Source organism: Sphingomonas sp., assembly GCF_029239295.1.
Lineage (GTDB): Bacteria > Pseudomonadota > Alphaproteobacteria > Sphingomonadales > Sphingomonadaceae > Sphingomonas.
In genome coordinates, this window is record NZ_JAQZBC010000003.1 from 16750 (window position 1) to 40789 (window position 24040).

At 67.4% G+C, this 24040-nt stretch carries 25 protein-coding genes and 1 pseudogene; 10 read left to right on the plus strand and 16 right to left on the minus strand.

Annotated elements, in window-relative coordinates:
* Positions 1-59 precede the first annotated feature (59 nt).
* The 6 genes from tolA to K0S66_RS03930 all read right to left on the minus strand — a co-directional run bounded on the left by tolA (position 60) and on the right by K0S66_RS03930 (position 5252).
* Positions 60-1199 carry a cell envelope integrity protein TolA gene (gene tolA, locus K0S66_RS03905; RefSeq protein ID WP_301074024.1) on the minus strand — a complete coding sequence of 380 codons (1140 nt, stop codon included), beginning with the start codon at positions 1197-1199 and terminating at the stop codon, positions 60-62.
* 5 nt (positions 1200-1204) lie between these two features.
* On the minus strand, positions 1205-1636 hold the full coding sequence (gene tolR, locus K0S66_RS03910) for a protein TolR (protein WP_301073829.1): 432 nt from the start codon (positions 1634-1636) through the stop codon (positions 1205-1207).
* A gap of 44 nt (positions 1637-1680) precedes the next feature.
* Positions 1681-2373: a protein TolQ gene (gene tolQ / locus K0S66_RS03915; RefSeq protein ID WP_301073830.1), complete on the minus strand. Its 693-nt coding sequence runs from the start codon at positions 2371-2373 to the stop codon at positions 1681-1683.
* Complete coding sequence (ybgC, locus tag K0S66_RS03920; RefSeq protein ID WP_301073832.1) at positions 2370-2837, minus strand: tol-pal system-associated acyl-CoA thioesterase; 468 nt, start codon at positions 2835-2837, stop codon at positions 2370-2372. Before ybgC ends, tolQ begins: the two co-directional genes overlap by 4 nt.
* Positions 2838-2890: 53 nt before the next feature.
* Positions 2891-3793, minus strand: a complete 903-nt coding sequence (locus K0S66_RS03925; protein WP_301073833.1) for a hypothetical protein — start codon at positions 3791-3793, stop codon at positions 2891-2893.
* 100 nt (positions 3794-3893) lie between these two features.
* Positions 3894-5252, minus strand: coding sequence for an NAD-dependent succinate-semialdehyde dehydrogenase (locus tag K0S66_RS03930; RefSeq protein ID WP_301073835.1), 1359 nt, complete (start codon positions 5250-5252; stop codon positions 3894-3896).
* A gap of 106 nt (positions 5253-5358) precedes the next feature.
* Here K0S66_RS03930 and K0S66_RS03935 point away from each other — a divergent pair, with 106 nt between their 5' ends.
* The 6 genes from K0S66_RS03935 (at position 5359) to K0S66_RS03960 (ending at position 9254) form a co-directional block, all read left to right on the plus strand.
* Positions 5359-5595 carry an exodeoxyribonuclease VII small subunit gene (locus K0S66_RS03935; RefSeq protein ID WP_301073836.1) on the plus strand — a complete coding sequence of 79 codons (237 nt, stop codon included), beginning with the start codon at positions 5359-5361 and terminating at the stop codon, positions 5593-5595.
* Positions 5592-6488 (plus strand): polyprenyl synthetase family protein, encoded by an 897-nt coding sequence (locus tag K0S66_RS03940; RefSeq protein ID WP_301073837.1) that lies wholly within the window; start codon positions 5592-5594, stop codon positions 6486-6488. The genes K0S66_RS03935 and K0S66_RS03940 overlap by 4 nt, the downstream gene beginning before the upstream one ends.
* Before the next feature lie 2 nt (positions 6489-6490).
* Entirely contained in the window at positions 6491-6994 is a 504-nt protein-coding gene (gene coaD, locus K0S66_RS03945; RefSeq protein WP_301073838.1) for a pantetheine-phosphate adenylyltransferase, read from the plus strand.
* A gap of 167 nt (positions 6995-7161) precedes the next feature.
* A complete protein-coding gene (locus K0S66_RS03950; RefSeq protein ID WP_301074025.1) occupies positions 7162-7809 on the plus strand; it encodes a peptidylprolyl isomerase in 648 nt (215 codons plus the stop codon).
* Between the two features lie 42 nt (positions 7810-7851).
* The gene (locus tag K0S66_RS03955; RefSeq protein WP_301073840.1) at positions 7852-8598 is read left to right on the plus strand and encodes a cytochrome c oxidase assembly protein; all 747 of its coding nucleotides are present in this window, start codon (positions 7852-7854) and stop codon (positions 8596-8598) included.
* Entirely contained in the window at positions 8595-9254 is a 660-nt protein-coding gene (locus tag K0S66_RS03960; protein WP_301073841.1) for a cytochrome b, read from the plus strand. Before K0S66_RS03955 ends, K0S66_RS03960 begins: the two co-directional genes overlap by 4 nt.
* A 76-nt stretch (positions 9255-9330) precedes the next feature.
* On the opposite strand, the pseudogene K0S66_RS16745 reads toward K0S66_RS03960, so the two are convergent.
* Positions 9331-9948, minus strand: a pseudogene (locus K0S66_RS16745) (c-type cytochrome); the annotation flags it as partial.
* Between K0S66_RS16745 and K0S66_RS03970 the strand changes: the two are divergent.
* Genes K0S66_RS03970 through K0S66_RS03985 form a run of 4 tightly spaced genes read left to right on the plus strand, consistent with a single transcriptional unit; the run spans position 9948 to position 14126 of the window.
* The gene (locus K0S66_RS03970; RefSeq protein WP_301073842.1) at positions 9948-10328 is read left to right on the plus strand and encodes a c-type cytochrome; all 381 of its coding nucleotides are present in this window, start codon (positions 9948-9950) and stop codon (positions 10326-10328) included. The pseudogene K0S66_RS16745 and the gene K0S66_RS03970 sit on opposite strands and share 1 nt — an antisense overlap.
* The gene (coxB, locus tag K0S66_RS03975) at positions 10291-11298 is read left to right on the plus strand and encodes a cytochrome c oxidase subunit II (protein WP_301073844.1); all 1008 of its coding nucleotides are present in this window, start codon (positions 10291-10293) and stop codon (positions 11296-11298) included. Before K0S66_RS03970 ends, coxB begins: the two co-directional genes overlap by 38 nt.
* Positions 11295-13832 (plus strand): cbb3-type cytochrome c oxidase subunit I, encoded by a 2538-nt coding sequence (locus K0S66_RS03980; protein ID WP_301073845.1) that lies wholly within the window; start codon positions 11295-11297, stop codon positions 13830-13832. Before coxB ends, K0S66_RS03980 begins: the two co-directional genes overlap by 4 nt.
* Positions 13833-13835: 3 nt before the next feature.
* Entirely contained in the window at positions 13836-14126 is a 291-nt protein-coding gene (locus tag K0S66_RS03985; protein WP_301073846.1) for a hypothetical protein, read from the plus strand.
* 50 nt (positions 14127-14176) lie between these two features.
* Here the strand turns inward: K0S66_RS03985 and K0S66_RS03990 are convergent, their stop codons facing one another.
* The 9 genes from K0S66_RS03990 to K0S66_RS04030 form a co-directional block, all read right to left on the minus strand.
* Positions 14177-14770, minus strand: coding sequence for an exopolysaccharide biosynthesis protein (locus K0S66_RS03990; RefSeq protein WP_301073848.1), 594 nt, complete (start codon positions 14768-14770; stop codon positions 14177-14179).
* A 121-nt stretch (positions 14771-14891) separates the two neighbouring features.
* Positions 14892-17129 (minus strand): catalase/peroxidase HPI, encoded by a 2238-nt coding sequence (katG, locus tag K0S66_RS03995; RefSeq protein WP_301073849.1) that lies wholly within the window; start codon positions 17127-17129, stop codon positions 14892-14894.
* Between the two features lie 135 nt (positions 17130-17264).
* Positions 17265-17849 carry a GDSL-type esterase/lipase family protein gene (locus K0S66_RS04000; protein WP_301073851.1) on the minus strand — a complete coding sequence of 195 codons (585 nt, stop codon included), beginning with the start codon at positions 17847-17849 and terminating at the stop codon, positions 17265-17267.
* Between the two features lie 104 nt (positions 17850-17953).
* On the minus strand, positions 17954-19981 hold the full coding sequence (locus K0S66_RS04005; RefSeq protein WP_301073852.1) for an amidohydrolase family protein: 2028 nt from the start codon (positions 19979-19981) through the stop codon (positions 17954-17956).
* An 84-nt stretch (positions 19982-20065) separates the two neighbouring features.
* A complete protein-coding gene (locus K0S66_RS04010; protein ID WP_301073853.1) occupies positions 20066-20347 on the minus strand; it encodes a hypothetical protein in 282 nt (93 codons plus the stop codon).
* Between the two features lie 40 nt (positions 20348-20387).
* Positions 20388-21548: a UV DNA damage repair endonuclease UvsE gene (uvsE, locus tag K0S66_RS04015; RefSeq protein WP_301073855.1), complete on the minus strand. Its 1161-nt coding sequence runs from the start codon at positions 21546-21548 to the stop codon at positions 20388-20390.
* A 100-nt stretch (positions 21549-21648) separates the two neighbouring features.
* Complete coding sequence (locus K0S66_RS04020; RefSeq protein WP_301073857.1) at positions 21649-22653, minus strand: FAD:protein FMN transferase; 1005 nt, start codon at positions 22651-22653, stop codon at positions 21649-21651.
* A 16-nt stretch (positions 22654-22669) separates the two neighbouring features.
* Positions 22670-23548: a DUF4198 domain-containing protein gene (locus K0S66_RS04025; protein ID WP_301073858.1), complete on the minus strand. Its 879-nt coding sequence runs from the start codon at positions 23546-23548 to the stop codon at positions 22670-22672.
* A gap of 11 nt (positions 23549-23559) precedes the next feature.
* Positions 23560-24030 carry a DUF2271 domain-containing protein gene (locus K0S66_RS04030; RefSeq protein ID WP_301073859.1) on the minus strand — a complete coding sequence of 157 codons (471 nt, stop codon included), beginning with the start codon at positions 24028-24030 and terminating at the stop codon, positions 23560-23562.
* Positions 24031-24040 lie beyond the last annotated feature (10 nt).

Here is a 24040-nt window from a genome sequence, read left to right on the forward strand (position 1 = left end):
GCGGACCAATGCCAGCGAACGACCAAGCGGCCCGTGACGGTCAAAATCGTGATCGGTCATCACCGCAGCTTCCATTTGAAGTTGATGTTGTTCCACCCCCCATTGGGCGTGTCGTAATATTCCGGCGGCAGCTTCAACGGCGAACAGCCCTTGAACGCCGCAATGCCCAGATCCTTGACGCGCTGGGCATAGCGTTCGTTCTCCGGCGTGACGCCGGTCTGGCGAACCACCGTCGGCGTCGCGGCCAGCGTGCCATTCTCGTTCAGACGCAGGTTCAGCGTCGTCACGATCTCGTTGGCGCCGGGGCCGGGGTCGACCTGGCGATCGGCGCACGGCTGGATCTGCCGCGCGATCGCCTGGACGATCGAGGCGAGCGCCGCACCGTCGATCTTCGCCGCGCGCGGCGTCTGGCTGCGGCTGGTCGACTTCTCGGTGCTCAGCCCTTTGAGGAAATCATCACCCAGACGGCCGCCCTTCGGGCGCGCAGCCTTGGATTCGCTGTCCGACCCCGTTCCGCGTGCCTTCGCAGCGGCTTTCGCCTTGGCGTCGGCTGCGGCCTTGGCGCGGGCATCAGCGGCGGCCTTGGCGCGGGCATCAGCCGCGGCCTTGGCCTTGGCCTCCGCTGCGGCCTTGGTCTTGGCGGCGGCGGCGGCAGCAGCTGCCTTGGCCGCGCTTTCGGCAGCGGCGGCCTTCTTTGCGGCCTCGCGCTCTGCTGCCGGGTTCGGTTTGGGCTTGGGCGCAGGCTTGGGCTTCTCGGCCGGCTTGGGTGCCGGCTGCGGCTTGGGCGGGGCAGGTTTCGGCTTCGGCTCCGGCTTGGGAGCAGCCTTGGGCGCTGGCTCTGGCGGCGCGGCCTTGGGTGCTGGCTGCGGCGGCGCCGGGGCTGGAACTGGGGCCGGGGCTGGAGCTGGAGCTGGAGCTGGAGCTGGAGCTGGAGCTGGAGCTGGAGCAGGCTCTGCCGGTGCCGGCGGCGCGGCGTCGTCAGGCTCGCCGGTTTCGGGCGCGACCGACTGGGCCGGCTCCTCCACCGCTTGCGGCGCAGTTGCCTCCAGCCCGACGTCCTTGACCAGGCTCACCTCGATCGGCTGCTGCTTCAGCTTTTCGGGATTGGGCGTCGCCAGGAAGCCGACCGACAGCAACCCGAACAGGATCAGATGTCCTGCCGCGGCAATACCAAGCCCGATGCGTTCCGACCGGTCCATCCGGGTCACTCGTCCCCGATCGTCACCAGCGCGACGCGGTTCAGCCCGGCCCGGTTCAATTCGCCCATCACGCGCATCACTTGCCCGTAATCCAGTGCGCGATCGGCGCGCAGGTAGACCTGCGGCGGATCGCCCTCACCGGATTCGGCGGCAATAGCGTCGAGCCGCGCGGGCAGCGCATCGGCCGCGATCTCGTCCTTCGCGATGAAGATCCGTCCATCGGCGTCGAGCGAGATTTCGGTCGGCTCCTTGTCCTGGTCCAGCGGCTTGGCACGGCTGTCCGGCAGGTTCACCGGCACGCCCGCGGTCAGCAGCGGCGCGGTGACCATGAAGATGATCAGCAGCACGAGCATCACGTCGACCAGCGGCGTGACGTTGATGTCCGCCATCGGCGCGCGGCGCCCGCCCGATCGCTGCGAGGGAAGCTGCATCGCCATGGTTCAGCCCTCCGCCGCGGCCGGATCGATCGACGTCACGGCGATCACCGCTCGCGATCCAGCTGGCGCGACAGCGTGGCATGGAACCCGTCGGCAAAGCGGTTCAGCCGCGCCTCGATCCGGTTGATGCTGTGGCTGAAGCGATTGTACGCGATCACCGCCGGGATGGCCGCGAACAGGCCGATCGCGGTGGCAAACAGCGCCTCGGCGATACCCGGCGCGACGACCGCCAGACTGGTGTTCTGCTGGCTGGCGATGCTGGTGAAGCTGCGCATGATGCCCCACACGGTGCCGAACAGGCCGACGAACGGTGCCACCGAACCGACCGTGGCGAGCACGTTCAGACGGTCCGACAGCTTGTCGATCTCGTTCGCGACCGCGGCGCCCATGGTGGTCGCCAGCCGCTCGCGCGTGCCGGCACGGTCGATCACCGATCCCTGCGTTGAGCGGCGCCATTCGGCGACGCCGGCGGCAAAGACACGGGCGCTGGGCAAATCCTCCTCGGCGCGCGTCTTGTAGAAGGCGTCAACATCGTCAGCCTTCCAGAAATCGTGCTCGAACTTCTCCGTCGCCTTTCGCGTCCGGCCCAGCTTGCGCCAGAAGGAAAAGATGATCGCCCACGTCCAGATGCTGGCGGCGAGCAACCCGAACATCACGCCCTTCACCACGAAATCGGCCTGCAAGAACAGGGCGATCGGCGACAGGGTAGCAGCGTCGGTATTGAAGAACGGGTTCAAGGCCTCATTTCCCCCTTGTCGGCAAGTGCGCCGAAACGTTCGATCCAGTCACGCGGTTGCCGCCGGGGTCGCCCCGACGGTGCCACCAGCGCCGCGACGACATCCGCGTCTGCCAGCACAAGCGCGTCGCGCATGACTCGTTGATGAATGGAAACACTCGCGGCGCGCACCTCGGTGACGCGCGTGACGACGACCAGCGCATCGTCCAGCCGCGCCGGCGCGCGATAGCGGATCGCCAGGCTGGTCACCGCATAGGCGCCCTCGCCCGCCTCGTGCACGCCGCGCTGGTCGATCCCCGCCAGCCGCAGCATGTCCGATCGCCCCCGCTCCATGAAGCGCAGGTAATTGGCGTGGTAGACGATCCCCGACAGGTCGGTGTCTTCGAAATAGACGCGGATCGGCAGGCGATGCTCGACCCCGACGAAGCGGCCTTCCACAGGCTGATCGATGCGGCCGGTCTCCATGACCGGCCTGTTAACCGAAGCGGATCGTCGCGAACAGTCCCGTGGCGGAACGGTCAGTCCTGAAGAACGGCCGGATCGACCTCGATCCGCGGCGCGCGTGTGCCCACCGCGGCCGGCGCCGCCGCCGCGCGAGTGGCAACGGCCGCCGCGGGCGCGGTGGCGCGGGCCGCAGCGGCGGGTTCGGGCGTCTTGGCTGGAGCGGTCACCACCGGCCTGGCGACTGCCGCCACCGCGCGCGTGCCGGATGCCACCGCAACGGGCGCTACCGAAACAGGCGCCGGACGAGCCGCAACCGCTGCGGCCGGCGCAACCGGGGCGGGCGCGGCAACCGCTGCCGGAACGGGGGCGCGGGGTGCAGCCGTGGCGACAGCGCCCACCACCGGCGCAGGCGTTGGCGCCGCCAGTGCGATCACCGGGCGCGGCGCCAGCATCTCGGCGAAGGGCGCGTCCAGCGTCGGCAGCACGGCCGCGGCGAACGACTGCAGTTCATTGGGGCTGAGCCGCTCCGCCTCGGTCAGCGTCGCTGCCGCCGCGGTGCAGAAGGCGTCGCGCGCCGGGGCTTGCGAGAAGAAATTGTACAGCCGCGTCATCGCGTCGTCATACCGATCCTGCCAGTCGCCACCCATGGCGCGATACTGGCCAGCCAGCGTGTCCTCCACGCTGGACAGCACCGCCTTGTGGGTGGTCAGCAGCGTGCGATAGCCGTTGACGATCTGGTCGCCCTGCGGCCCGCGGCACGCCAAAGCGGCGACATTCAGCGCGACGCGCATATGCCACACCGTGGCTGCGGGTGAGAGGCCGCGATTGATCGGTGAGATCGCCGGGGTGACATAGACCGGTACCGGGGCGGGCGCTGGCGGCGGCGTCGCCACCGCAACCTCCTTGGTGCGCGTGGCGCAGGCGGCCAGGGCCGCAATGGCGGCCGTGGCGACGATGGCTTGAGTAACGCGTGACATGGCGGCTCCGTTCTCCCCCGGACTCCCGTTACCACAGGTCTGCGCCCGGAAGGTAAACGCGCGGTAAAGGATGCGATGAGCCGCCATCGCTCGCCTCCCCTCAGTTGAACACGGTCTTCAGGTTCATGAATTCGTGCAGGCCATACGCGCCCAGTTCGCGCCCGTGGCCCGATTTCTTGATGCCGCCGAACGGCGCCTCGGGGGTGGAGGCTAGCATCTTGTTCACCGCCATCATCCCCGACGCGACGTCGCGGGCGAAGCGCGCCTTTTCCGCCGCATCGTTGGTCCAGACCGAGGCGCCCAGGCCAAACGGCACGTCATTAGCCAGCGCGATCGCGGCATCGATGTCATCCGCGCGGAACAGCATCGCCACCGGTCCGAACAATTCCTCCTGCGCGGCGGGGTGATCGATCGGCACGTCGATCAGGACCCCCGCCGACATGAAGGCGCCATTGCCCGGCAGCGGCTCGCCGCCGAACAGCAACCGCCCGCCAGCGTCCTGGATCTGCGCCAGCTGACCGATCACCGTCTGGCGCTGCTCCTCGCTCGACAGCGGCCCCATGTCGGTGTCCGATTCCATCGGATCGCCGGCGACGACCGCCTTCATCCCGGCCGAGAAGCGCTCGAGGAATGCGTCATAGACGTCGGCGTGGACGATCATCCGCTTGGCGCAAATGCACGACTGGCCGGTATTCTGCACCCGCGCGGTCACCGCGGCCTTGGCCGCCGCGTCGAGATCGGCAGACGGCATGACGATGAACGGATCCGATCCGCCCAGTTCCAGCACCACCTTCTTCAGCGCGGCACCCGCCGCTTCGGCGACCTTCGCGCCCGCGCCTTCGCTGCCCGTCAGCGTTACCGCCGCAATCCGGTTGTCGGCGATCAACGCGCCGACCTTGCCGCTCTTGATCGCCAGATTCTGGAACAGGCCCGCCGGCGCGCCGGCAGCGATCACCGTTTCCTCGATCGCGGCGGCCACGCCTTGGCATAGCGAGGCGTGCTTCAGCAGCCCGACATTGCCCGCCACGATCGTCGGCGCCAGCCAGCGGACCACCTGCCAATACGGAAAATTCCACGGCATCACCGCCAGCACCGCGCCGATCGGCAGATAATGCGTCGTCGCGGTGCCGCCCGGCACGTCGATTGTCCGCGGCTCCAGCATGGCCGGCCCGTTCTGCGCATAATAGCGGAAACCGGCGGCACATTTCTCCACCTCCGCGATCGCCGATTTCAGCGTCTTGCCCATTTCGCGCGTCGCGATCTCCGCCAGCCGGCGCTTGTCGGCCTCGAACCCCTCGGCGATCCGCTCCAGCAGGTCGGTTCGGGTCGCCAGATCCATCGTGCGCCATTGCGCCCAGGCGGCGTGCGCGCGGGCGACGCGCGTCTCCACCTCCGCATCGGTCAGTTCGGGATAGGTGGCGCCCGGTGCGCCGGTGGCGGGGTTGATGCTCTGGAACATGCCGCATCAAACGATTGCGGGCGGGCCTGTATCCTCGAACCGGCCCGGCTGGCCGTGGCTCCGCACCTCCTTGACCCCTCGCACGCCCGTGTCCCATAGCACCGCCATGGACACGCCCGTCGACAGCCTGACGTTCGAGGCCGCGCTGAAAGAGCTTGAGGCTATCGTAGCGCGACTTGAATCCGGCGATACGCCGCTCGCGGATGCAATCGCCTTGTACGAACGCGGCAATCAGCTGCGCGCGCGCTGCGCCGAACGGCTGGACGCCGCCCAGGCACGGATCGAGGCGATCCGCCTCGACGCCGAGGGCCGCGCCACGACGACGCCCTTCGCCGCCGGATGACCCTCACCCCCACGCTTGCGGCCGCGCTGGCCGATACGGCGCGCGACATCGACGCGCGCTTCGACGCCTTGCTGACCGTGCCCGACGATCCGCGCGCGGACCTGTATCGCGCCATGCGCCACGCCGCGATCGACGGGGGCAAGCGACTTCGCCCGCTGCTGGTGGTTGCGACCGCGCGGTTGTTCAACTGTGACCTCGAATGCGCCGGGCGGGTCGCGCTCGCGCTGGAGGCGATCCACGTTTATTCGCTGATCCACGACGATCTGCCGGCGATGGACGACGACGACATGCGCCGCGGCCGCCCCACCGTGCACAAGCAGTTTGGCGAGGCGACCGCGATCCTGGCGGGGGATTGCCTCCACGCGCTGGCGTTTGAGGTGCTGGCCGATCCCGCGACCCATTCCGATCCGTTCGTTCGCGCTGAACTGGTGCTCGATCTGTCGCGCGCGGCAGGGCCTGCCGGCATGGCCGGCGGCCAGATGATGGATCTGGAGGCCGAACGCGCAAGCTTCGACCTTCCCACCGTCACCCGGCTGCAGGCGATGAAGACCGGCGCGCTGATCCTGGCCGCGGTGGAGGCGGGCGCGATTCTCGGTCGCGTACCGCCGGAGGGCCGCACGCACCTGCGCGGTTACGCCCGCGACATCGGCCTCGCCTTCCAGATCGTCGACGATTTGCTCGACGTCGAGGGGGATGAGGCGCTGGCCGGCAAGAAGCTGCGCAAGGACGAAGGGGCGGGCAAGGAAACCTTTGTCTCGCTGTTGGGGATCGACGCAGCACGCGAGCGGTGCCGGATGCTGGTGGACCAGGCGATTGCGCATCTGCGCAGCTACGGGCCTGAGGCCGACCTGCTCCGTGACATCGCGCGCTTCGTGCTTTCAAGGGATCATTGAACATGACCAGAATCGGTGTTTACCCGGGGACGTTCGACCCGATCACGCTGGGCCACATGGATATCATCCGGCGCGGCGCGAAGCTGGTGGACCGGCTGGTCATCGGCGTGACGACGAACCCGTCAAAAAGCCCGATGTTCTCGCTCGAAGAACGCATGGCGCAGGTGGAGCGCGAATGCGCCGGGCTCGATGCCGACATCCGCGTCGTCAGCTTCGATCTGCTGCTGATGGACTTTGCCGAGCGGGAAGGCGCCAGCATGATCGTGCGCGGCCTGCGCGCGGTGGCCGATTTCGAATATGAATATCAGATGGCCGGCATGAACCAGCAGTTGAACGACCGGATCGAGACGGTCTTCCTCATGGCCGATGTGGCATTGCAGCCGATCGCCAGCCGGCTGGTGAAGGAAATCGCCCGTTTCAACGGCGACATCAGCAAGTTCGTCAGCCCCGCGGTACGCGACGAAGTCGTGGCCAGGGTGGAGCAGACCGGGCGGCGCGGCGGATAATAGGTTTCGACGATCAGCGCACCACCGGTTCAGATTGGCGCAAGCCGCGATCTAGTTTAGGGCGCTGCTGACACGATCTGGTTGGAATAACGATGCGCATTGTTGGATTGATTGCGATGCTGGCCGCGACGCTGCTCGCCGGCCCCGCCATGGCCCAGAACAAGGCCATGGAAGAAGCGGCGAAGGCGGGGCAGGCGACCAAGCAGCGCTATACCCCGCCGCCGACGACCGACCTTGAAAATACCTGGCTGCTCGACCTGTCGAGCGGCGGGCGCGTCTCGATCTGGCTGCGCCCGGACGTGGCGCCTGACATGGTCCGCCGGATCAAGAATCTGACGCGCCGCAAATTCTACGACGGGCTGACGTTCCACCGTGTGATCGAAGGCTTCATGGCGCAGGGCGGCGATCCGCAGGGCGATGGCACCGGCGGTTCGGACCTTCCCGACGTGAAGGCGGAATTCAACTATCTGCCGCACGTACGCGGCGCCGTCGCTGCGGCCCGCGCGCAGGACGAGAACAGCGCCAACAGCCAGTTCTACATCGTGCTGATGCCGCGCCTCAGCCTCGACGGGAAATACACCGTGTTCGGCCGCGTGCTTGAGGGCATGCAATATGTCGACGCGATCGAAAAGGGCGAGCCGCCGGCCAATCCGACGCGCATCCTCCATGCCTATATCGCCGCCGACAATCCCCCGCCCTACCGCGCGGAGCCGGCCACCCCGCCGGTCACTCAGGAGGCACCGGTGACGCTGCCGGGGACCAAGGCCGCTCCCAAGCCGGCCGCCCCGGCAGGGAACTCGCGCTCGCGTCGATAGTCTCTTCTTCGTTCACCAAGGCTGGGAACGGGGGAAGACGACGTGAATCAGGCGGTGGCCTGGCTACCATATTGCGGCAGCGCGCCGCTTCCTGACACACTGACGGGGCGCTGGAACGACGATCCCATTCTTCTTGCCGTGCTGGCGATCGCCGGGTTGGCTTTTTACCGGCTGGTTGATGCCGACGCGCGCCAGCGGCAATTCTTCGCCGCGGCGCTGGCGCTCGCCGTGCTGCTCTTCGTCTCGCCCTTGTGCGCGCTGACGTCGGCGCTGTTCGCCGCGCGCACCGTCCACCACGTATTGCTTACCGCCGTGCTGGCGCCGCTGCTGGCGATCGCGCTTGCTCCCGCGCTTCGCCCGCCGCGCGGCGGACTGGCGCTATGGACGGTCGCGCACACGCTCGCCTTCTGGGTCTGGCATGCGCCGCCCGCCTACGCCTGGGCGCTGTCGAGCAACGCAGCCTATTGGCTGATGCAGGCGACGCTCGTCGTCACCGCCTGGGGCATGTGGGCCCACATCCGCACCGCGCCGATGCCGATGGGTATCGCCGCGCTGCTGGCGATGATGGTGCAGATGGGGCTGCTCGGCGCCTTGCTCGTCTTCAACAGCGGCGCGCTCTACGCCCCGCATTATCTCACCACCCAGGCGTGGGGCCTTTCGCCGCTGGAGGATCAGCAGCTTGCCGGGCTGATCATGTGGGCCCCCGCCGCCGGCCTGTATCTGGGCGGTGCGCTGTGGCTGCTGGCGCGCTGGTTCGTCGCGGAGGAGCAGGAGGTGGCGGCGCGATGATCCGACAGCTTCGCGAATGGGCGCGCGGCCACACCGAACGCGGTCGCTATTCGCCGGTCGGCATCGCCTTCCACTGGATCATGGCCTTTTTGATCCTGTTTCAGCTCGGCTGGGGCTGGTCGATGAGCCGGCTGCCCGTGGGCGAGGACAAGCTTGCCGCCTATCAGGTGCACAGCGCCGCCGGCTTGGCGGTGATCCTGCTGGCGCTGGCGCGCTTTGCGTGGCGGCTGGCGGTCCCCGGCCCGATCAATGATGCCGACAAGCAGGGCTGGCAGACGACCGTCTCGGTCATCATCCACTATATCTTCTACGCCACCTTCTTCTTGCTGCCGATCAGCGGCTGGGTGATGTGGTCGGCGATTGCGGAGCCGGGGCCGCTCTATCTCGCCGGCGTGGTCCCGTGGCCACCCTTCCCGCTCGGCGACATGCCGCTCGCCTTACGCTGGCAGATCATGGACGTGGCGGAGGATATCCATCTCGCCACCGTCTTCGCGCTGTTCCTCGTCATTCCGCTCCATGTGGGCGCGGCGCTGAAGCATCATTTCTGGGATCGTCACGATGTGCTGAGCGGGATGCTGCCGGAGATTCCCGACGAGGAAGACCCCCAGGGAGACCGGACGCATAAGCACCAAGACCGGCAACCTCGCCCGGCGTGAGCTTGCGGCTGATCTCCAGCATGACATTGCCCGGATCGTTGCGCCGCTCGCTCTGCTGCCAGGCGACCAGCTGCTGCGACAGATAGCCGGCGGGCTGTCCGCCCAGCGCCGGATTACCCGCCCCCACCCCTTCGCCGGCCCGGCCATGGCACACCGCGCACGGCTGCAGCCCGCGCGCCGGATCACCGCGCTGGTACAGGGCGGCGGCCGGCCCCGCGCTGACGTTGGATGGCATCGCTGCGGCAGGACGATACGGCATGGCGGCGTAATAGGCCGACACCCTCTGGCGGTCGGCCGGGGTCAGCCGCTTGGCGATCCACTCCATCTCCGCATTCTTGCGCCGCCCGGTGGCATAGGCCTCCAGCTGCGCCGACAGATAGCCGAGATCCAGCCCGGCGAGCCGCGGCGCGCCTGCCCCGTTGCCGCGCCCGTCGACGCCGTGACACACCAGGCACGCGCTCGATGCACCCGCATCCCCGCCGCTCAGCGCCACCAGCTGCCCCGTTTCGACGAAGCGATCCGCCGCGGTCCGGTCCGCTGTCCCGCACGCCGCCAGCAACAGAAACGCAAGTTCGGCGAGCGGCCGTCGCCGGAGGGGTGCAGCCTTCATCATCGCTTTCTCGGAACCTCCGCCGGTCCGATCGGTTCCGAAACGATCGGCACCGTTTCGTGCCGGGCCACGAAGGGGGATCATTGCCGACGCTTCGCGCCTTGCTGCCGCTGCTCACGCTTGCCTTGCCGGTCACTGCCTGCAAGCCGCCACCGGACGAGCGCCAGCATATGCCGCAAGCCGATCCCGCCGCTGGCCTCGCCGCGATCCGCCGCGTCGGCTGCGGATCCTGTCATTCGATCCCCGGGCTCACCTGGCCCAAGGGCGATCTGGGCCCTGCGCTCGATCGCTTCGCCGACCAGGGCATGATCGCCGGCCGCCTCCCCAATCGGCCCGACGTGCTGGCGCATTTCGTCCGCGCCGCGCCAGAGCTCGTCCCCGGAACCACCATGCCGGCCATGCCGCTCAGCGAGAAGGAAGCGCGCGATGTCGCCGCCTACCTCTACACCCTCCGGTCACAATAGCGCCGGACCGGTCGGCGGGCTGGCCGACAGCCTCGCCGGCTGGCCGCCGCCCGTGCTCGATCCCGCAGGCCCCTTCGCGGGGTCGATCTCCACCCTGTCATGGATCCTCTTCGCGATGGGCGTCGGCGTCTTCGCCGTCGTCCTGATGGCCTTGTGGGTCGCACTGTTCGGCAAGGAGCGGCTGCGCGAGCGGCTCGGCGGCAGCAAGGCGATCTGGATCGGCGGCGTCGCCTTCCCCGTCGTCGTGCTCAGCGCCCTCCTGGTCTACGGCCTGACGCTCACCCGCAATCTCACCGCCCCGCCCGGCCCGGTCGCGATGACGGCGCGCGTCACCGGCGAAATGTGGTGGTGGCGGGTCGATTATCTCGGCGCAAACGGCCAGCCGCAGCTGCGCGATGCCAACGAACTGCACATCCCGACCGGCCGTACCGTCCTCCTCGAACTGGAATCGAACGACGTCATCCACAGCTTCTGGGTGCCGCGGTTGTCGGGCAAGCTCGACATGATCCCCGGTCGCCGCAACGTGCTGAAGATCCAGGCTGACAAGCCGGGCGTTTATGGCGGCCAATGCGCGGAATATTGCGGCGGCCCGCACGCCCTGATGGGCTTCGTCGTCGTCGCGCACGACCCGGCCGACTTCGCCCGCTGGATGGCCGCCCGCCAGGCGCGCCTGCAGCAACCCGCGCCGGCGGCGAACACGCGCGGCGCGCAGCTGTTCCAGTCGACCGGCTGCGCCGCCTGCCACCGCGTTGCCGGGACACAGGCGAACGGCCTTGCCGGACCGGACCTGACGCATGTCGGCACCCGCCAGTCGCTCGGCGCCGGCATCCTGCCCAACAATCGCGGCACGCTGATCGGCTGGATCGGCAATTCGCAAGCGATCAAGCCGGGCAACCGGATGCCGCCCTACACGATGCTGCCGGGTGAGGATCTCCAGGCGCTGGCCGATTACATGCAGGCGCAGAAGTGACGTCGGAAACCGGCTTCGATCCCGCGCTCTACGATCGCTTCCCGACCAAGGGGGAGCGGCCGGCGGGGGAACGCGCGCAGCTCGAACGGATCTGGTGCAAGCCCAAGGGCTGGGAGCTGCTGACCGCGGTCAACAACAATTACATCGGCTTCTATTACGTCGCGACAGCCTTTGCCTTCTTCATCCTCGCGGGCGTGCTGGCGCTGGTCATGCGCGTGCAGCTCGCGCTGCCGCTGATGGGCGTGCTGCCGCAGGAAACGTACAATCAGTTCTTCACCATGCACGGCACGGTGATGATGTTCCTCTTCGCGGTGCCGGCGATGGAGGCGATGGCGGTGCTGCTGCTGCCGCAGATGCTGGCGGCGCGCGACCTCCCTTTCCCCCGCCTCTCCGCCTACGCCTTCTGGGCCTATGCGATCGGCGGCATGTGCTTCTTCGCCTCGCTGTTCGTCGGCCTCGCCCCGGACGGCGGCTGGTTCATGTACCCGCCCTATACCAGCACTACCTATTCGCCCGGGATCAACGCCGATTTCTGGCTGCTGGGCATCGGCTTCATCGAGATTTCCGCCATCGCCGGCGCGATCGAGATCATCGTCGGCGTGCTGCGCACCCGCGCGCCCGGCATGACGCTGGCGAAAATGCCGATCTACGCCTGGGCGATGCTGGTGTTCGGGGTGATGATCATCATCGGCTTCCCCTCGGTGATCCTGTGCACCCTGCTGCTGGAGCTGGAGCGCGCGTTCAACTGGCCGTTCTTCGATTCCACCCGCGGCGGCGATCCGCTGCTGTGGCAGCACCTGTTCTGGTTCTTCGGCCATCCCGAAGTGTACATCATCTTCCTGCCCGCCTCGGGGCTCGTCTCGATGGTGGTGGCGGCGGTCGCGCGCACCCGGCTGGTCGGCCACAATCTGATCGTGCTGGCGTTCCTCGCCACCGGCTTCATCAGCTTCGGCGTGTGGGCGCACCACATGTTCACCACCGGCATGCCGACGCTGTCGGTCAGCTTCTTCTCCGCCGCCAGCATGGCAGTCAGCGTCCCCGCCGGCATTCAGGTGTTCTCCTGGATTGCGACCTTTGCCGTCGGGCGCGCCCGCTACAACACGCCGACGCTGTTCCTGCTCGGCGGGCTCATCACCTTCGTCATCGGCGGGCTGACCGGGGTAATGGTGGCGATGGTGCCGTTCGACTGGCAGGCGCACGACAGCTACTTCATCGTCGCGCACCTTCATTACGTGCTGATCGGCGGCATGGTTTTCCCCTTCTTCGCCGCGCTGTATTACTGGACCCCGATGACCAGCAGCCGCCCGCTGTCGGAGCGGCTGGGCCGGTGGATCTTCTGGCTGATGTTCATCGGGATGCAGGTGACGTTCCTGCCGATGCACCTCACCGGCTTCATGGGGATGCCGCGCCGCGTCTATACCTATCTGCCGGGCCGCGACTGGGATCTCACCAACATGATCTCGACCGTCGGCGCGTTCCTGTTTGGCGCTGGCGTGCTGCTGTTCCTGATCGATTGCGCGCGCAACATGCGCTTCACGACGGATAATGACGCGGGCAACGTCTATGGCGGCGGCACGTTGGAATGGCTGCCCACCGGGCTGTTCTCCACCCGCAGCATCCCGGTGATCAAGAGCCGCTATCCGCTCTGGGATGATCCTAACCTGCCCGACGATGTCGAGGCGGGGCGTTATTTCCTGCCCGGCTCCGCTACCGGCTTGCGAGAGACGATCATCACCAGCCCGCTGCGCGCCGAGCCGCAATATGTGCAGATCCTCCCCACGCCGTCGCCCTGGCCGCTGCTGGGCGCGATCTTCACCGCCGGCTTCTTCCTGATCCTGACGGTGCAGGCCTATTTCATCTCGTTCGTCAGCGGCATCCTGGCGATCGCCTGCATCCTGCGCTGGCTGTGGGACACCGACCGGCTGGTGCCGGAAAAGAAGGTCGACGTCGGCGCCGGGATCATGCTCCCCACCTACGCCACCGGGCCGCGTTCGCACGGCTGGTGGGCGATGATCATCCTCCTGATCGTCATCGGCATGATGTTCGTCATGGCAATCTTCGGCTTCTTCTATCTCTATGGCATCCATCCGCAATTCTGGATCGCCGCGCCCGATCCCTGGTGGCTTCTGCCGATCCTGCTCGGTCATGGCGGCGGCGCCGGCTTCGCGCTGCTCGCGCGCGCCATGCTGGCGCGTGAGAAAACCGAATTGTGGACGCCCGGGGTGCTTTTGTGCTGCGCGGCGGCGGGGCTTGCCATCGGCTTCGGCGTGGATTGCTGGAACTGGACGGCGCATGGCCTGTGGCCCACCGCCAGCGGCCAGGGCGCGATCGTCTATGCGTTCCAGACGCTGCAGGGGCTGATCGTCGCGATCAGCGTGCTGATGGCGGGCTATATGGCCGCGCGGAACAGCCGCGCGCTGATCGTCCGCCCGCGCAACAACTCGATGGACGTCACCGTCATGTTCATGTGCTACACCGCCGCGCAGGGCAGCGTCATCGCGCTCCTCGCGCGGCTCTTCCCGGGCACGATCTGAGCGATGCGCGCCTGGGCCTGGATGCTGGGCGGCATGATCGTCTGGGCGGTGCACTTCTTCGCCGTCTATATCGTGGCGAGCGTGTTTCTGACGACGAACACCGCCCGGATCCTGACGGTGGTGATGACGCTGGCCTGTCTGGCGGCGGACGGGTGGCTGATCGCCCGGTTGCGGGGCGTGGGCAGCAGCGGCGATGATCCATTCCGCGACTGGATGCGCTGGATCGCACTGACCGGCGCTGGCTTATCGATGATCGCGGTGCTGTGGCAGGGACTGCCGGCGTTAATCGTCTGAACGCGCGGCCGCTCGCCTGAGCGGCGCGGCATGGCGAGCACGCGGGTGCGTCAGCCGCGCGATCCCCACAGCCCGATGGCGGCGGCGATCGCGCCTGCCGCGGCCACGAACGCGATGATCATCAGCAGCCCGTCGCGCACCAGCAGCGCCATGCCGAACGCGGCGATCGCCGCCATCGGCGCCGTGGTCGCCATCGGCAGCAGTTCCAGCGGCGGCACTGCCAGCGTCAGCACGATGATCGCCGCCGCCGCGACCCGCACCATCGGCCCCTGCGTCAGCGCGGGCAGCCGCCCGTGAAACCATTTGTCCATCCGCTCGCCCACCGGACGCAGCTTCTTCACCGCTTTGGTGACCTTTTCGGACTTCAGCGAACGATTGGCGAGAAATCCCGGCAGCCACATGTGCTTGCGGCCGAACAGCAATTGCCCGGCGGTCAGCACGATCACCAGCGCCAGCAGCGTCGGCAGGCCGGGAATCGAGCCAACCGGCGATATGTCGATCAGCGGCAGGATGACCAGGAACGGCGCATAGCTGCGATTGCCGAATGCCTCGATCGTCTGCCCCAGCGACACCTCGTCCTTGTCGTTCGCCAGTTCATCCAGCCGGTCCAGAATGTCGCCGACGCTATGGGGTTCATCTGCCATCGGCGATTGAACGGCGCGACGCGCCCCGTGGTTCCGCCACCGTAACGGTCGAGACGCGCGAAAGGAAAAGGGCCGCGGCACCCCTGGATGCCGCGGCCCCTTACCCTCGCTTACCCTGCGCTTACTTGTACTTCAGGTCGAAGCGATCGGCCTCCATCACCTTGGTCCAAGCTGCGACGAAATCCTTGACGAACTTCTCCTTGGCATCGTCGCTGGCATAGACTTCGGCCAGCGCGCGCAGCTGCGAATTGGCGCCGAACACCAGGTCGGTGCGCGATGCCCGCCAGCGCGGCTCGTCGGTGGCGCGATCGCTGCCGATGTACAGCTCGTCGCTCTCCTCATCGACCTGCTTCCACGCCGTGCCCATGTCGAGCAGGTTGACGAAATAGTCGTTCGTCAGCTGCCCCGGCTTGTCGGTCAGCACGCCGTGATCGGTGTCGCCATGGTTGCCGCCAATCACGCGCATCCCGCCGACCAGCACGGTCATCTCCGGCCCCCTCAGCCCCAGCAGCTGCGCGCGATCGACCAGCAATTCCTCGGTCGGTACGTTGAACCGCACCTGCAGGTAATTGCGGAAGCCATCGGCCTTTGGCTCCAGCACGTCGAAGCTGCCGGCATCGGTCTGCTCCTCGCTCGCATCGGTGCGACCGGGGGTGAACGGCACCTCGATGTCGTGGCCGGCCGCCTTCGCCGCGCGCTCGACGCCCACCGTGCCGCCCAGCACGATCAGGTCAGCGATCGACACCTTCTTGCCGCCGCTCGCGCTGCCGTCGAAGTCCGCCTTGATCCGCTCATACACGTCCAGCACCTTGGCGAGCTTCTCGGGCTCGTTGACGTCCCAGCTGCGCTGCGGCTCCAGCCGAATGCGCGCACCGTTCGCGCCGCCGCGATGGTCCGACTGGCGATAGGTTGCGGCCGACGCCCAGGCCGTCTTCACCAGCTCGCTCGTCGACAGCCCGGAGTCGGCGATCTTCTGCTTCAGCGCGCTGACGTCGGCCGCATCGATCGCGGCGTAATCGGCCTTGGGGATCGGATCCTGCCAGATCAAATCCTCCGCCGGCACGTCCGACCCAAGGTACCGCACCTTCGGCCCCATGTCGCGGTGGCACAGCTTGAACCACGCGCGGGCGAAGGCGTCCGCGAACTGGTCCGGATTGCTGCGGAACCGCTCGGAGATCTCGCGATACTTCGGGTCGACCTTCATCGCCATGTCGGCGGTGGTCATCATCGTCGGCACCTTCACGCCGGGCGTATGCGCCTTGGGCGCCAGCGTCTCGGGCGGGTTGCCCACGGGCTGCCACTGCCACGCCCCGGCCGGGCTCTTCACCAGCTCATATTCGTGGTCGAGCAGCATCTCGAAATAGGTCATGTCCCACTGGATCGGCGTCGGCGTCCACGCGCCCTCGATGCCGCTGGTGATCGTGTGATCGCCCATGCCGCTTTCGTGGGTGGAGGCCCAGCCAAGCCCCATCTGCGCAATGTCGGAACCCTCCGGCTCCGCCCCGACAAGCGACGCGTCGCCCGCGCCATGCGCCTTGCCGAAGGTGTGGCCGCCGGCGGTCAGCGCGACGACTTCCTCGTCGTTCATGCCCATGCGGTGGAACGTCTCGCGGATGTCGCGCGCCGACCCCTTGGGATCAGGCTCACCGCCCGGCCCTTCCGGATTGACGTAGATGAGGCCCATCTGGATCGCCGCCAGCGGGTTCTCCAGCGCCAGGCCCGACTTCTCGTCGATGCGCGTCTGGCCGAGCCATTCCTCCTCGGTGCCCCAGTAAATGCTCTTCTCCGGCTCGAACACGTCCTCGCGTCCGCCGCCAAAGCCGAACACCGGGCCACCCATCGATTCGATCGCGACGTTGCCGGTCAGGATGAAGAGGTCCGCCCAGCTGAGCTTGCGGCCATATTTCTGCTTGATCGGCCACAGCAGGCGCCGCGCCTTGTCGAGGTTGCCGTTATCCGGCCAGCTGTTGAGCGGGGCGAACCGCTGCGCGCCCGACGACGAACCGCCGCGCCCGTCGCCCGTGCGATAGGTGCCGGCCGAGTGCCAGGCCATGCGGATGAAGAACGGGCCATAGTGACCATAATCGGCCGGCCACCACGGCTGGCTGTCGGTCATCAAGGCGCGGAGATCGGCCTTTACCGCCTCCAGGTCGAGCGTCTTGAACTCGGCCGCATAATCGAAATCGTCGCCCATCGGATTGCCCGACAGGCCGTCCTGCTGGAGGATTTCCAGCGACAGCTGGTTGGGCCACCAATCGCGGTTGGTGCGGCCCAGCAGCTTGCGCAGCGCGGCGGGTTCCTTGGAATGATCGCTCAGCGGGCTTCCGGTAACCGGGCAGCCACTGGTGGGTGCGTCCATGTCGTTATCCTCTCAACGCTATGTTCTGAACGGAGACTAGGCCGATCGACCTGCGATGGAAGCGACATAAATTCGTCAGTACGACAGGGGAAATCGATCAATCGCGCCGGATTCAGCGCAATCGCCGATCGCCGGTCAGGCGGCGTCGGCCGACCGCGCCGCCAGCAGCGCCTCGATCGTCGGCAGCAGGTGCGCCACCACGGCGGCGATCGCGCGCGCATTGGGGTGAACGCGATCGGGCAGCACCATGTCGGCGCGCCCCAGGATCCCGGCTGGGAAGAACCCGCTGATCGCTGCGCCATGGCGTGCCGCGATCTCGCCATGCAGCCCCAGGTACGGCGCGGCCCGCGCGCGGACCAGCGCCGGCGGATCAAGCGTGGTCAGCAGCACCGGGATGCCGCAGCGCGCCAGCTCGGTGACGATCGCATCCAGATTGGCCCGCGTCTGCACCGGCGGCACGCCGCGCAGCACGTCGTTCGCCCCGATCTGCACCAGCGCAAGGTCAGGGCGAACGGTCATCTCCGCCAGCACGCGCGGCAGGCGGCGAAGCGCATCCGCAGTCGTATTGCCCGACGCGCCGGCATTGTGCACCCGCGCCCCCGGGAAGCGCCGCGCCAGCCCGCGCTGCAGCTGGGCAGAAAGCCCGTCGGCCGGCGCCAGCCCATAGCCAGCGATCAGGCTGTCACCAAAGGCGAGGAGGAACGGCGGAGCGGCTGGCATCGCCCCTTAGATAGGGGCGACTTGGCCGATGTCACCGCCGCCCCTGACGCGCGCCGCCACCCCCCGGCACGGCCCCCGCCAACGCGGGCGGCAGGAACGCCCGATCAGTTGCTGGTGATCGTCGGCTTGGCGGTGAACGGCTTGATGCCGAACTCCGGATACACTTCCGCCGGGTAGAAGAAGGTACCGTCCTTCACCACCATCGCGATCCGCTTGATCGCCTTCAGGTCCTTGGTCGGGTCGCCCGGCACCAGGAAGAAATCGGCGAACTTGCCCGGCTCGACCGATCCCAGCGTCGCATCCTGGCCTAGATACTTTGCCATGTCCCACGATGCGCGGGTCAGGATCTGCGCCGGCGTCATGCCCACCTTCTGGTACAATTCCAGCTCGCGGTGGAACGTGAACGAACCGCCGGTGTCGGTGCCCGGCACGATCATCACGCCGCGGTCATTGAGCATGCGGATTGTCGCGACGATCTTGTCATAGGCGCCGCGATAGGCGGCATCGTCGCCCGGCGCGCTGGCATCGATCCACGCCTGCTTCAGGCTGCGCTGCGCCCCGATCGGCAGGTGATCGACATAGTCGGTCGCCCCCGGCGCGATCTGCCCGTCGCGGTTGAGCAGCAGGTTTTCGTGAATCCCCAGCGTCACGTCGATCGGCAGCTTGCGATCGACCATCATCCCGATCGTCTTCTGCACCTTGGGGCTGTTGAGATCGAGCGCGGGCAGCCGCTTCAGCGCGGTCAGGCGGAACAGCGTGCGCGTATCCTCCTCCGGCTTGATCACCCAGCCCAGCATGAACTGGTTGATATGCGTCAGTTCGTTGAACCCGGCCTCGATCATCTGGTCCGCGGTGGCGAAGGCGGGGACGTGCCCCGCGACCTTCAGCCCGCGCGCATGCGCTTCCTTCACCAGCGCGGGGATCCACGCCGGGTTCATGCTGTTGTACGATTTGACGCCCCAGAACTTGCCGTGATCGGCGTACCAGCGGACCGCGGCGACCGCCTCGGCCTCGCTGTTGACCAGAATGCCGTTATTGGCGCTGAACGGGCTCTTCCCCTCGATGAAGCCGGCGCGAACGATCCGCGGCCCCGCGATCACGCCCTTGTCGATCCGCTCCACCAGCGTGTCGAGCACCGCATTGTCATTGCCCATGTCGCGCATGGTGGTGACGCCGGCGGCCAGGTTCAGCAGCGCGCCTTCCTGCCCGGTATGCGCGTGCATTTCGTACAGGCCAGGGACGATCGTGCCACCGGCGCCGTCGATCACCGTCTCGCCCGCCGCGCCCTTCTTGGTCAGCGGCTCGACAGCGCTGATCTTGTTGCCCGACACCAGCACCGATACCGGGTTGCCGAGTGTGCCGGCCTTGGGATCGAACACGCGCACGTTGCGGATGCGCACCGGCCCGGCGTAGCGATGCGCCACCTTCTTGTTGATCGCCACGAACCGGTCGGTCGACCATTGCGCCGCCAGCGTCTTCAGCCGCTCGGCCTCGCCCTCATAGCCGGCGCGCACGATGACCTGTCGGGGCGAAATCGCGGCGAACATGTCGCCCTTGTCGTCGAGCAGGATGGTGTCCGGCGTCGTCTCGATCCCGCCGACGTCATAGGCGGTCACCTTCAGCGGGCCGTTCGCGCCCGTCATGTTCAGCGTCTGGCCCTTGGTCAGCGTCAGCGTGCCGCCCGGCAGCGCGGCGAGCGTGGTGCCGCCGGTCTTCAGGATCGCGCGTGCATAAAGGCCGGTCGACCAAGGGCTGCCGCTCTGCGCGATATAGACCGCGCCGGCCGGCGCCGCCGCGACCGCGCCCTTGCCCGTCGCATCGGTCCACGTCGCGCCCTTGCCATTGCGCGCGAAATGCTCCTCCACCTTGGATCCGAAGGTGGTCGTGCCGGCGATATCCCACGCGACCGGCAGGCCGTTCGCGTCCAGCCGCAGCGTTTCCTTCATCGTCGGCCCGCGGCCGTTGTTCTTGTAATCGAAATCGATTGCGGTCCGGTCGCCCTCGACGTCGGCGTTGAGGTGGCCGACGGTCTTGCCGCCAAAGATCACGCTGTAGCGCTGCATTTCCGCGGCGGCGTTGGTGGCAAGACACAGGGCGAGCGCAGCAAAGGCCGCGGAGGACAGAAGCTTCATACCCGACCGTTACGGTCGTGGCCTTCTGCGCGCAACAATCTGTCTTTGCATCACCTATGGGATTTTTGCATCCCGCGGCTGATCCTATGCCGCGTCGGGCAACGGCTGCGTCCCCGCCGATCGCGCAAGGTGCAACGTCTCGACGCAATGATCGTCCGCCCAAGCCAGACCTGCCGCTTCGGCATCGTCGTAACTGGGATAAGGATCGCCGCCGACCAGCGACACCGACTCCGCCGAATCGATGTCGCCACACCGGAACAGCACCGATCCTTCGAGCAGGAACTGCCCGTCCTTGCGTTCCTGGATCCGGATGCAATCGGTATCGGGCGGGGCTGGCTCACCGGCCGGCAGCTTCACGATCTGCATAACACCTCCCTCGATTGCCGGGCAACAACGCACCGACCGGCTATTCCGCTGCCTGCGCCAATCCTTCATCGACATCCGGCTCATCATCCGCGTCCACCGCACCCTCGAGCCGCGCCTCATCGGCCGCGAAATCCGCCGCATCCTGATCGGTGATGCCAAAGCGCGCCGCGACATCGGGCGCGAAGCGCAGCAGGTCGGGGCGCAGCCGAAGCAGGCTCAGGTCCTTCGCCTTGCCTTCCAGCATCACGTCGAACACCAGCCCCACCGCCATCCGCATGAAGGTGGCGAATTCGAACGGGTTGGTGAAATCCGCGTGGCCGGTCCAGACCGGCGGCCGAAGCACCGTCTTCACCCGCGCGGCGGGTTTCAGCGGCGCCTTCAGCACCTCGCCCGCGCTGGCCTTGCCGCTGCCCGCCGCGGCGGCCCGTTCGCGCGCGCTGACCTTCTGCTTCACCTCGCGCATTTCGGTGCGCGGCGAGGAAAAGTGGATCTTGGGCCGGACGCCATCGGGCCACGTCGCCAGGAACCGCTCCAGCGTGTCGCGCATGTCGAGCCGCTCAGGGTTGAGGCACCAGAAATGCTGATAGTCGAAGATCAGCCGCACGCCGGTCCGCTCATGAATCCACAGCACATCGGCGGCGGAAAAGCGGACGTCGTCATTCTCCAGCACCAGTCGCCGGCGGACATGCTCGGGGCATTGCTCCCACCCCTCGATCCAGCGCGCGCGGCTCGCCTCGTGATCGTCATAGACGCCGCCGACATGGGTGATCATCACCGCCTCGTCGTCCAGCTCCATCCGATCAAGCATCTCGGCCTGGCTCGACAGGTCCCAGATGCTCTTTCGCGTCAGCTCCGGATTGGGCGCGTTCAGCAGCACATATTGTGACGGGTGGAACGACAGCCGGATGTCATAGGCGCGGGCCTTGGCCCCGAACGCACGCAGCTCGGCATCACTCTCTGCCACCATCTTGTGAAATTGCGGCATGTCCGGGTGCGTCGCATAGGGCGCGATGTCCGAGGACAGCCGGTACATGTCCAGCCGTTCGCTGCGCAGATACTCCAGCACCTCGTCCAGCAACTCGAGCGAACATTTGAGATGCGGGTTCTTCTGCCAGCGGCGGGTGTCGCCTGATTTCAGGCCCGGCTTGCCCATGACCTTCACCGGGAAACCAAGGCGTAACGGACGGTATGCATCGGTCATCGAAACACCGGCCGGGACAGCCGCGGGGGCGGCTGATTGAGGCCGATTCAACGCCGCAGGCAGGCCGAAGGTCCGCGGTTCGCGGCCGTCTTGCGCCAGCTCAATCGTCGATCATCGCGCGCAACTCGGGGCTCAGCCATTCCACGATCCGCCCCTCCCGCCGGATCAGCGCACGTACCCGAAGGTGGCGCGCTGCCGCCATCGCCATCATCTCCGCCGGCGCCACGACGCTCAGCGCCGTCGCCCACGCATCCGCCTGCATCGCCGTTTCGTGGATCACGCTCACCGCCAACGCATGCGCCACCGGCGAACCGGTGCGTGGATCGATCGTATGCCGCCCGCGGATATAATCGCCCGACGTCGCCGCCGCGCATTGATGCAGCGCGACGCGGATCGGCGCCGCACAGGCACCCGGCGTCTCCAGCTCAACCCACCAGGGATCGCCATCAGGCCGCAATCCACGCCCGACGAACTCGCCACCGATCTCGACCAGGCTGTGGAAGATTTCGTTCTGTTGCAGCAACTTGGACAGTCGGTCGACGGCATGCCCCTTGGCGATCCCCGACAGATCAAGCCGCGCCGTACCGCGACGCCGAACCCGGCAGGCGCCGCGATCAAGATCCAGCTGCTGCCACCCGCCGCCCTCCCGGGCAGCGGCAATCTCCTGCATCATCGGCGCGCGATCCACCGCGACGGGACCATAGCCCCAGAGGTCAACCAGCGCGCCGATCGCGGGATCAAACGCCCCGCCCGATACGGCAGCCACCTCCAGCGCGGTGCCCAGCACGTCGGCGAAATCGGCAGAGACCGAATGCCACTCACCCGGCGGCGAGCGATTGATCACACAGAGACGCGATTCAGCCACCCAATGACTCATGTCAGCAATGATGGTGGCAAAAAGCCCCTGGATCTCTGCACTTAGCTGTGCCGGATCGTGATTCTCCGGCTCGGCATAACGCACCTGCCAGCGCGTCCCCATCGTTGCGCCGCTCAGTGTCGCCACCGACGCCGACTGATCCCAATGGGCCATTGCACGGTCGTCGATCGGCGGGACAGCGTAACGGACGGCAGCCGTCGCTGCCGCCGTTCTCACATCAGCGGACATGCCGGCCGCTCCGCGCTCAGGGCGCGGGCACCTCCAGCGTCGTGGTGAAGGTCATGCGCCGCTCGGTGGCACGCGGCACCGTCGTCTTCGCGTCGGTCATCGTCGCGCTCATCCAGTACATGCCGGGCACGGGCCAGCTGACACGAAGGACGCCGTCCGCGCCCGTTACCAGTTCCTGCGCGCCCTCGGCTTCACGGAACTTCTTGGAACCTGGCACCACTGTCACCTTCACCCCGGCAGCGGGCTTACCATCGACGAGGAAGCGGAACTGCCCCTCTTCGTCGGCGACGAGCGCCCCCGGATGGGTGATCGGCTGGAACTCCAGCCCCTTGCCGATCGGCTTGAACACTCCCTCGCTCGGCGGCCCTGCCGTCACGAAGGTTGCGTTCTGGCTCATCATCTCGGTGAGCCGGACGTCAGTCGCGCCAGCGGGAATTTCGGCGGGCGTGGCGACACTTCGCACCCGCGGTCGCCCCTGCGGCGCCATGCCACCAGCAGCGGTGGCCGCCGGCGGCGGGGGGCCGCGGCGGCCGCCGACGCGCCATTCCTCGCCGTTCAGCTTGAAGCTGCCCATGGCCGACGACATTTCGGTGCCGATCTTCCACGTACCAGGCTTGTCTACCTTCACGTCAAAGGTGGTGCGGTGGCGCCCCGTGGCGGCATTCTCAATCGTGCCGGTGGTGCCATCGGGTGCCCAGACCTTGATCTGTTCAGGGCGCATGGCGACGTGATCCGGGTAGAACAGGTCGTTCGACACCGCTGCGTCGACGGTCACATATTGATTGGTGTCCGACAGGGTCGTGGTCGACGGGAGCAACCACTGGCGGTGTGCCATCGCCGGGGCGGCCAGGGTGGCGGCACCGATGGCGGCGAGCAGCAGGGTCTTCAGACGCATGGCGATCTTCCTCAACGAACGGTAATGGTGCCGAGCTCGGCACTGCCCTTGGCAGTGCCGCCCTTGCCCGGAACGGTGACTGGCACGCGGAGCAGCTCGCGCCCGCCGGTCTCGCGAGCGGCCTCAACATTCAGGACGTACTGCCCGGCCGGCAGCCCCTTGGGCAGTGGGATCTGGTAGGTGCCGGGCGCACGGGTCGCGCCGCTGACCCCATCGGCCGGCAGCTTCATCGTGCGGCCGCCCTTGCGCCACCAGCTACGCAAATCGGCAAGCCATTTGGTACCCGGTTCCGCGCCGCCCTTCTTGACGTCGTACCAGACAAACACGGTTCGCGCCGGCCCCCCAGTGGCCGGTTCCAGCCATCCGGCGACATAGGGGCGATGATATTCGGCCACTTTCAGCTGCGGAATGGTGACGCTGACGGTCTGCGCAGCCGCGGGGGCGCTGATCGCGCCGGCGACGAGGAGATAGACTGGACGCATGAGGTTGTTC

Coding starts and splice junctions, on each gene's coding strand:
- tolR (WP_301073829.1), bottom strand. CDS start 1,636: ATGGCGATGCAGCTTCCCTCGCAGCGATCGGGCGGGCGCCGCGCGCCG.
- K0S66_RS03985 (WP_301073846.1), top strand. CDS start 13,836: ATGCGCGCCTGGGCCTGGATGCTGGGCGGCATGATCGTCTGGGCGGTG.
- coxB (WP_301073844.1), top strand. CDS start 10,291: ATGTCGCCGCCTACCTCTACACCCTCCGGTCACAATAGCGCCGGACCG.
- tolA (WP_301074024.1), bottom strand. CDS start 1,199: ATGGACCGGTCGGAACGCATCGGGCTTGGTATTGCCGCGGCAGGACAT.
- K0S66_RS03960 (WP_301073841.1), top strand. CDS start 8,595: ATGATCCGACAGCTTCGCGAATGGGCGCGCGGCCACACCGAACGCGGT.
- K0S66_RS03940 (WP_301073837.1), top strand. CDS start 5,592: ATGACCCTCACCCCCACGCTTGCGGCCGCGCTGGCCGATACGGCGCGC.
- K0S66_RS04000 (WP_301073851.1), bottom strand. CDS start 17,849: ATGCCAGCCGCTCCGCCGTTCCTCCTCGCCTTTGGTGACAGCCTGATC.
- K0S66_RS04010 (WP_301073853.1), bottom strand. CDS start 20,347: ATGCAGATCGTGAAGCTGCCGGCCGGTGAGCCAGCCCCGCCCGATACC.
- katG (WP_301073849.1), bottom strand. CDS start 17,129: ATGGACGCACCCACCAGTGGCTGCCCGGTTACCGGAAGCCCGCTGAGC.
- K0S66_RS04025 (WP_301073858.1), bottom strand. CDS start 23,548: ATGCGTCTGAAGACCCTGCTGCTCGCCGCCATCGGTGCCGCCACCCTG.
- K0S66_RS03925 (WP_301073833.1), bottom strand. CDS start 3,793: ATGTCACGCGTTACTCAAGCCATCGTCGCCACGGCCGCCATTGCGGCC.
- K0S66_RS04005 (WP_301073852.1), bottom strand. CDS start 19,981: ATGAAGCTTCTGTCCTCCGCGGCCTTTGCTGCGCTCGCCCTGTGTCTT.
- uvsE (WP_301073855.1), bottom strand. CDS start 21,548: ATGACCGATGCATACCGTCCGTTACGCCTTGGTTTCCCGGTGAAGGTC.
- K0S66_RS03990 (WP_301073848.1), bottom strand. CDS start 14,770: ATGGCAGATGAACCCCATAGCGTCGGCGACATTCTGGACCGGCTGGAT.
- K0S66_RS03935 (WP_301073836.1), top strand. CDS start 5,359: ATGGACACGCCCGTCGACAGCCTGACGTTCGAGGCCGCGCTGAAAGAG.
- K0S66_RS03950 (WP_301074025.1), top strand. CDS start 7,162: ATGGAAGAAGCGGCGAAGGCGGGGCAGGCGACCAAGCAGCGCTATACC.
- K0S66_RS03930 (WP_301073835.1), bottom strand. CDS start 5,252: ATGTTCCAGAGCATCAACCCCGCCACCGGCGCACCGGGCGCCACCTAT.
- K0S66_RS04030 (WP_301073859.1), bottom strand. CDS start 24,030: ATGCGTCCAGTCTATCTCCTCGTCGCCGGCGCGATCAGCGCCCCCGCG.
- coaD (WP_301073838.1), top strand. CDS start 6,491: ATGACCAGAATCGGTGTTTACCCGGGGACGTTCGACCCGATCACGCTG.
- K0S66_RS04020 (WP_301073857.1), bottom strand. CDS start 22,653: ATGTCCGCTGATGTGAGAACGGCGGCAGCGACGGCTGCCGTCCGTTAC.
- ybgC (WP_301073832.1), bottom strand. CDS start 2,837: ATGGAGACCGGCCGCATCGATCAGCCTGTGGAAGGCCGCTTCGTCGGG.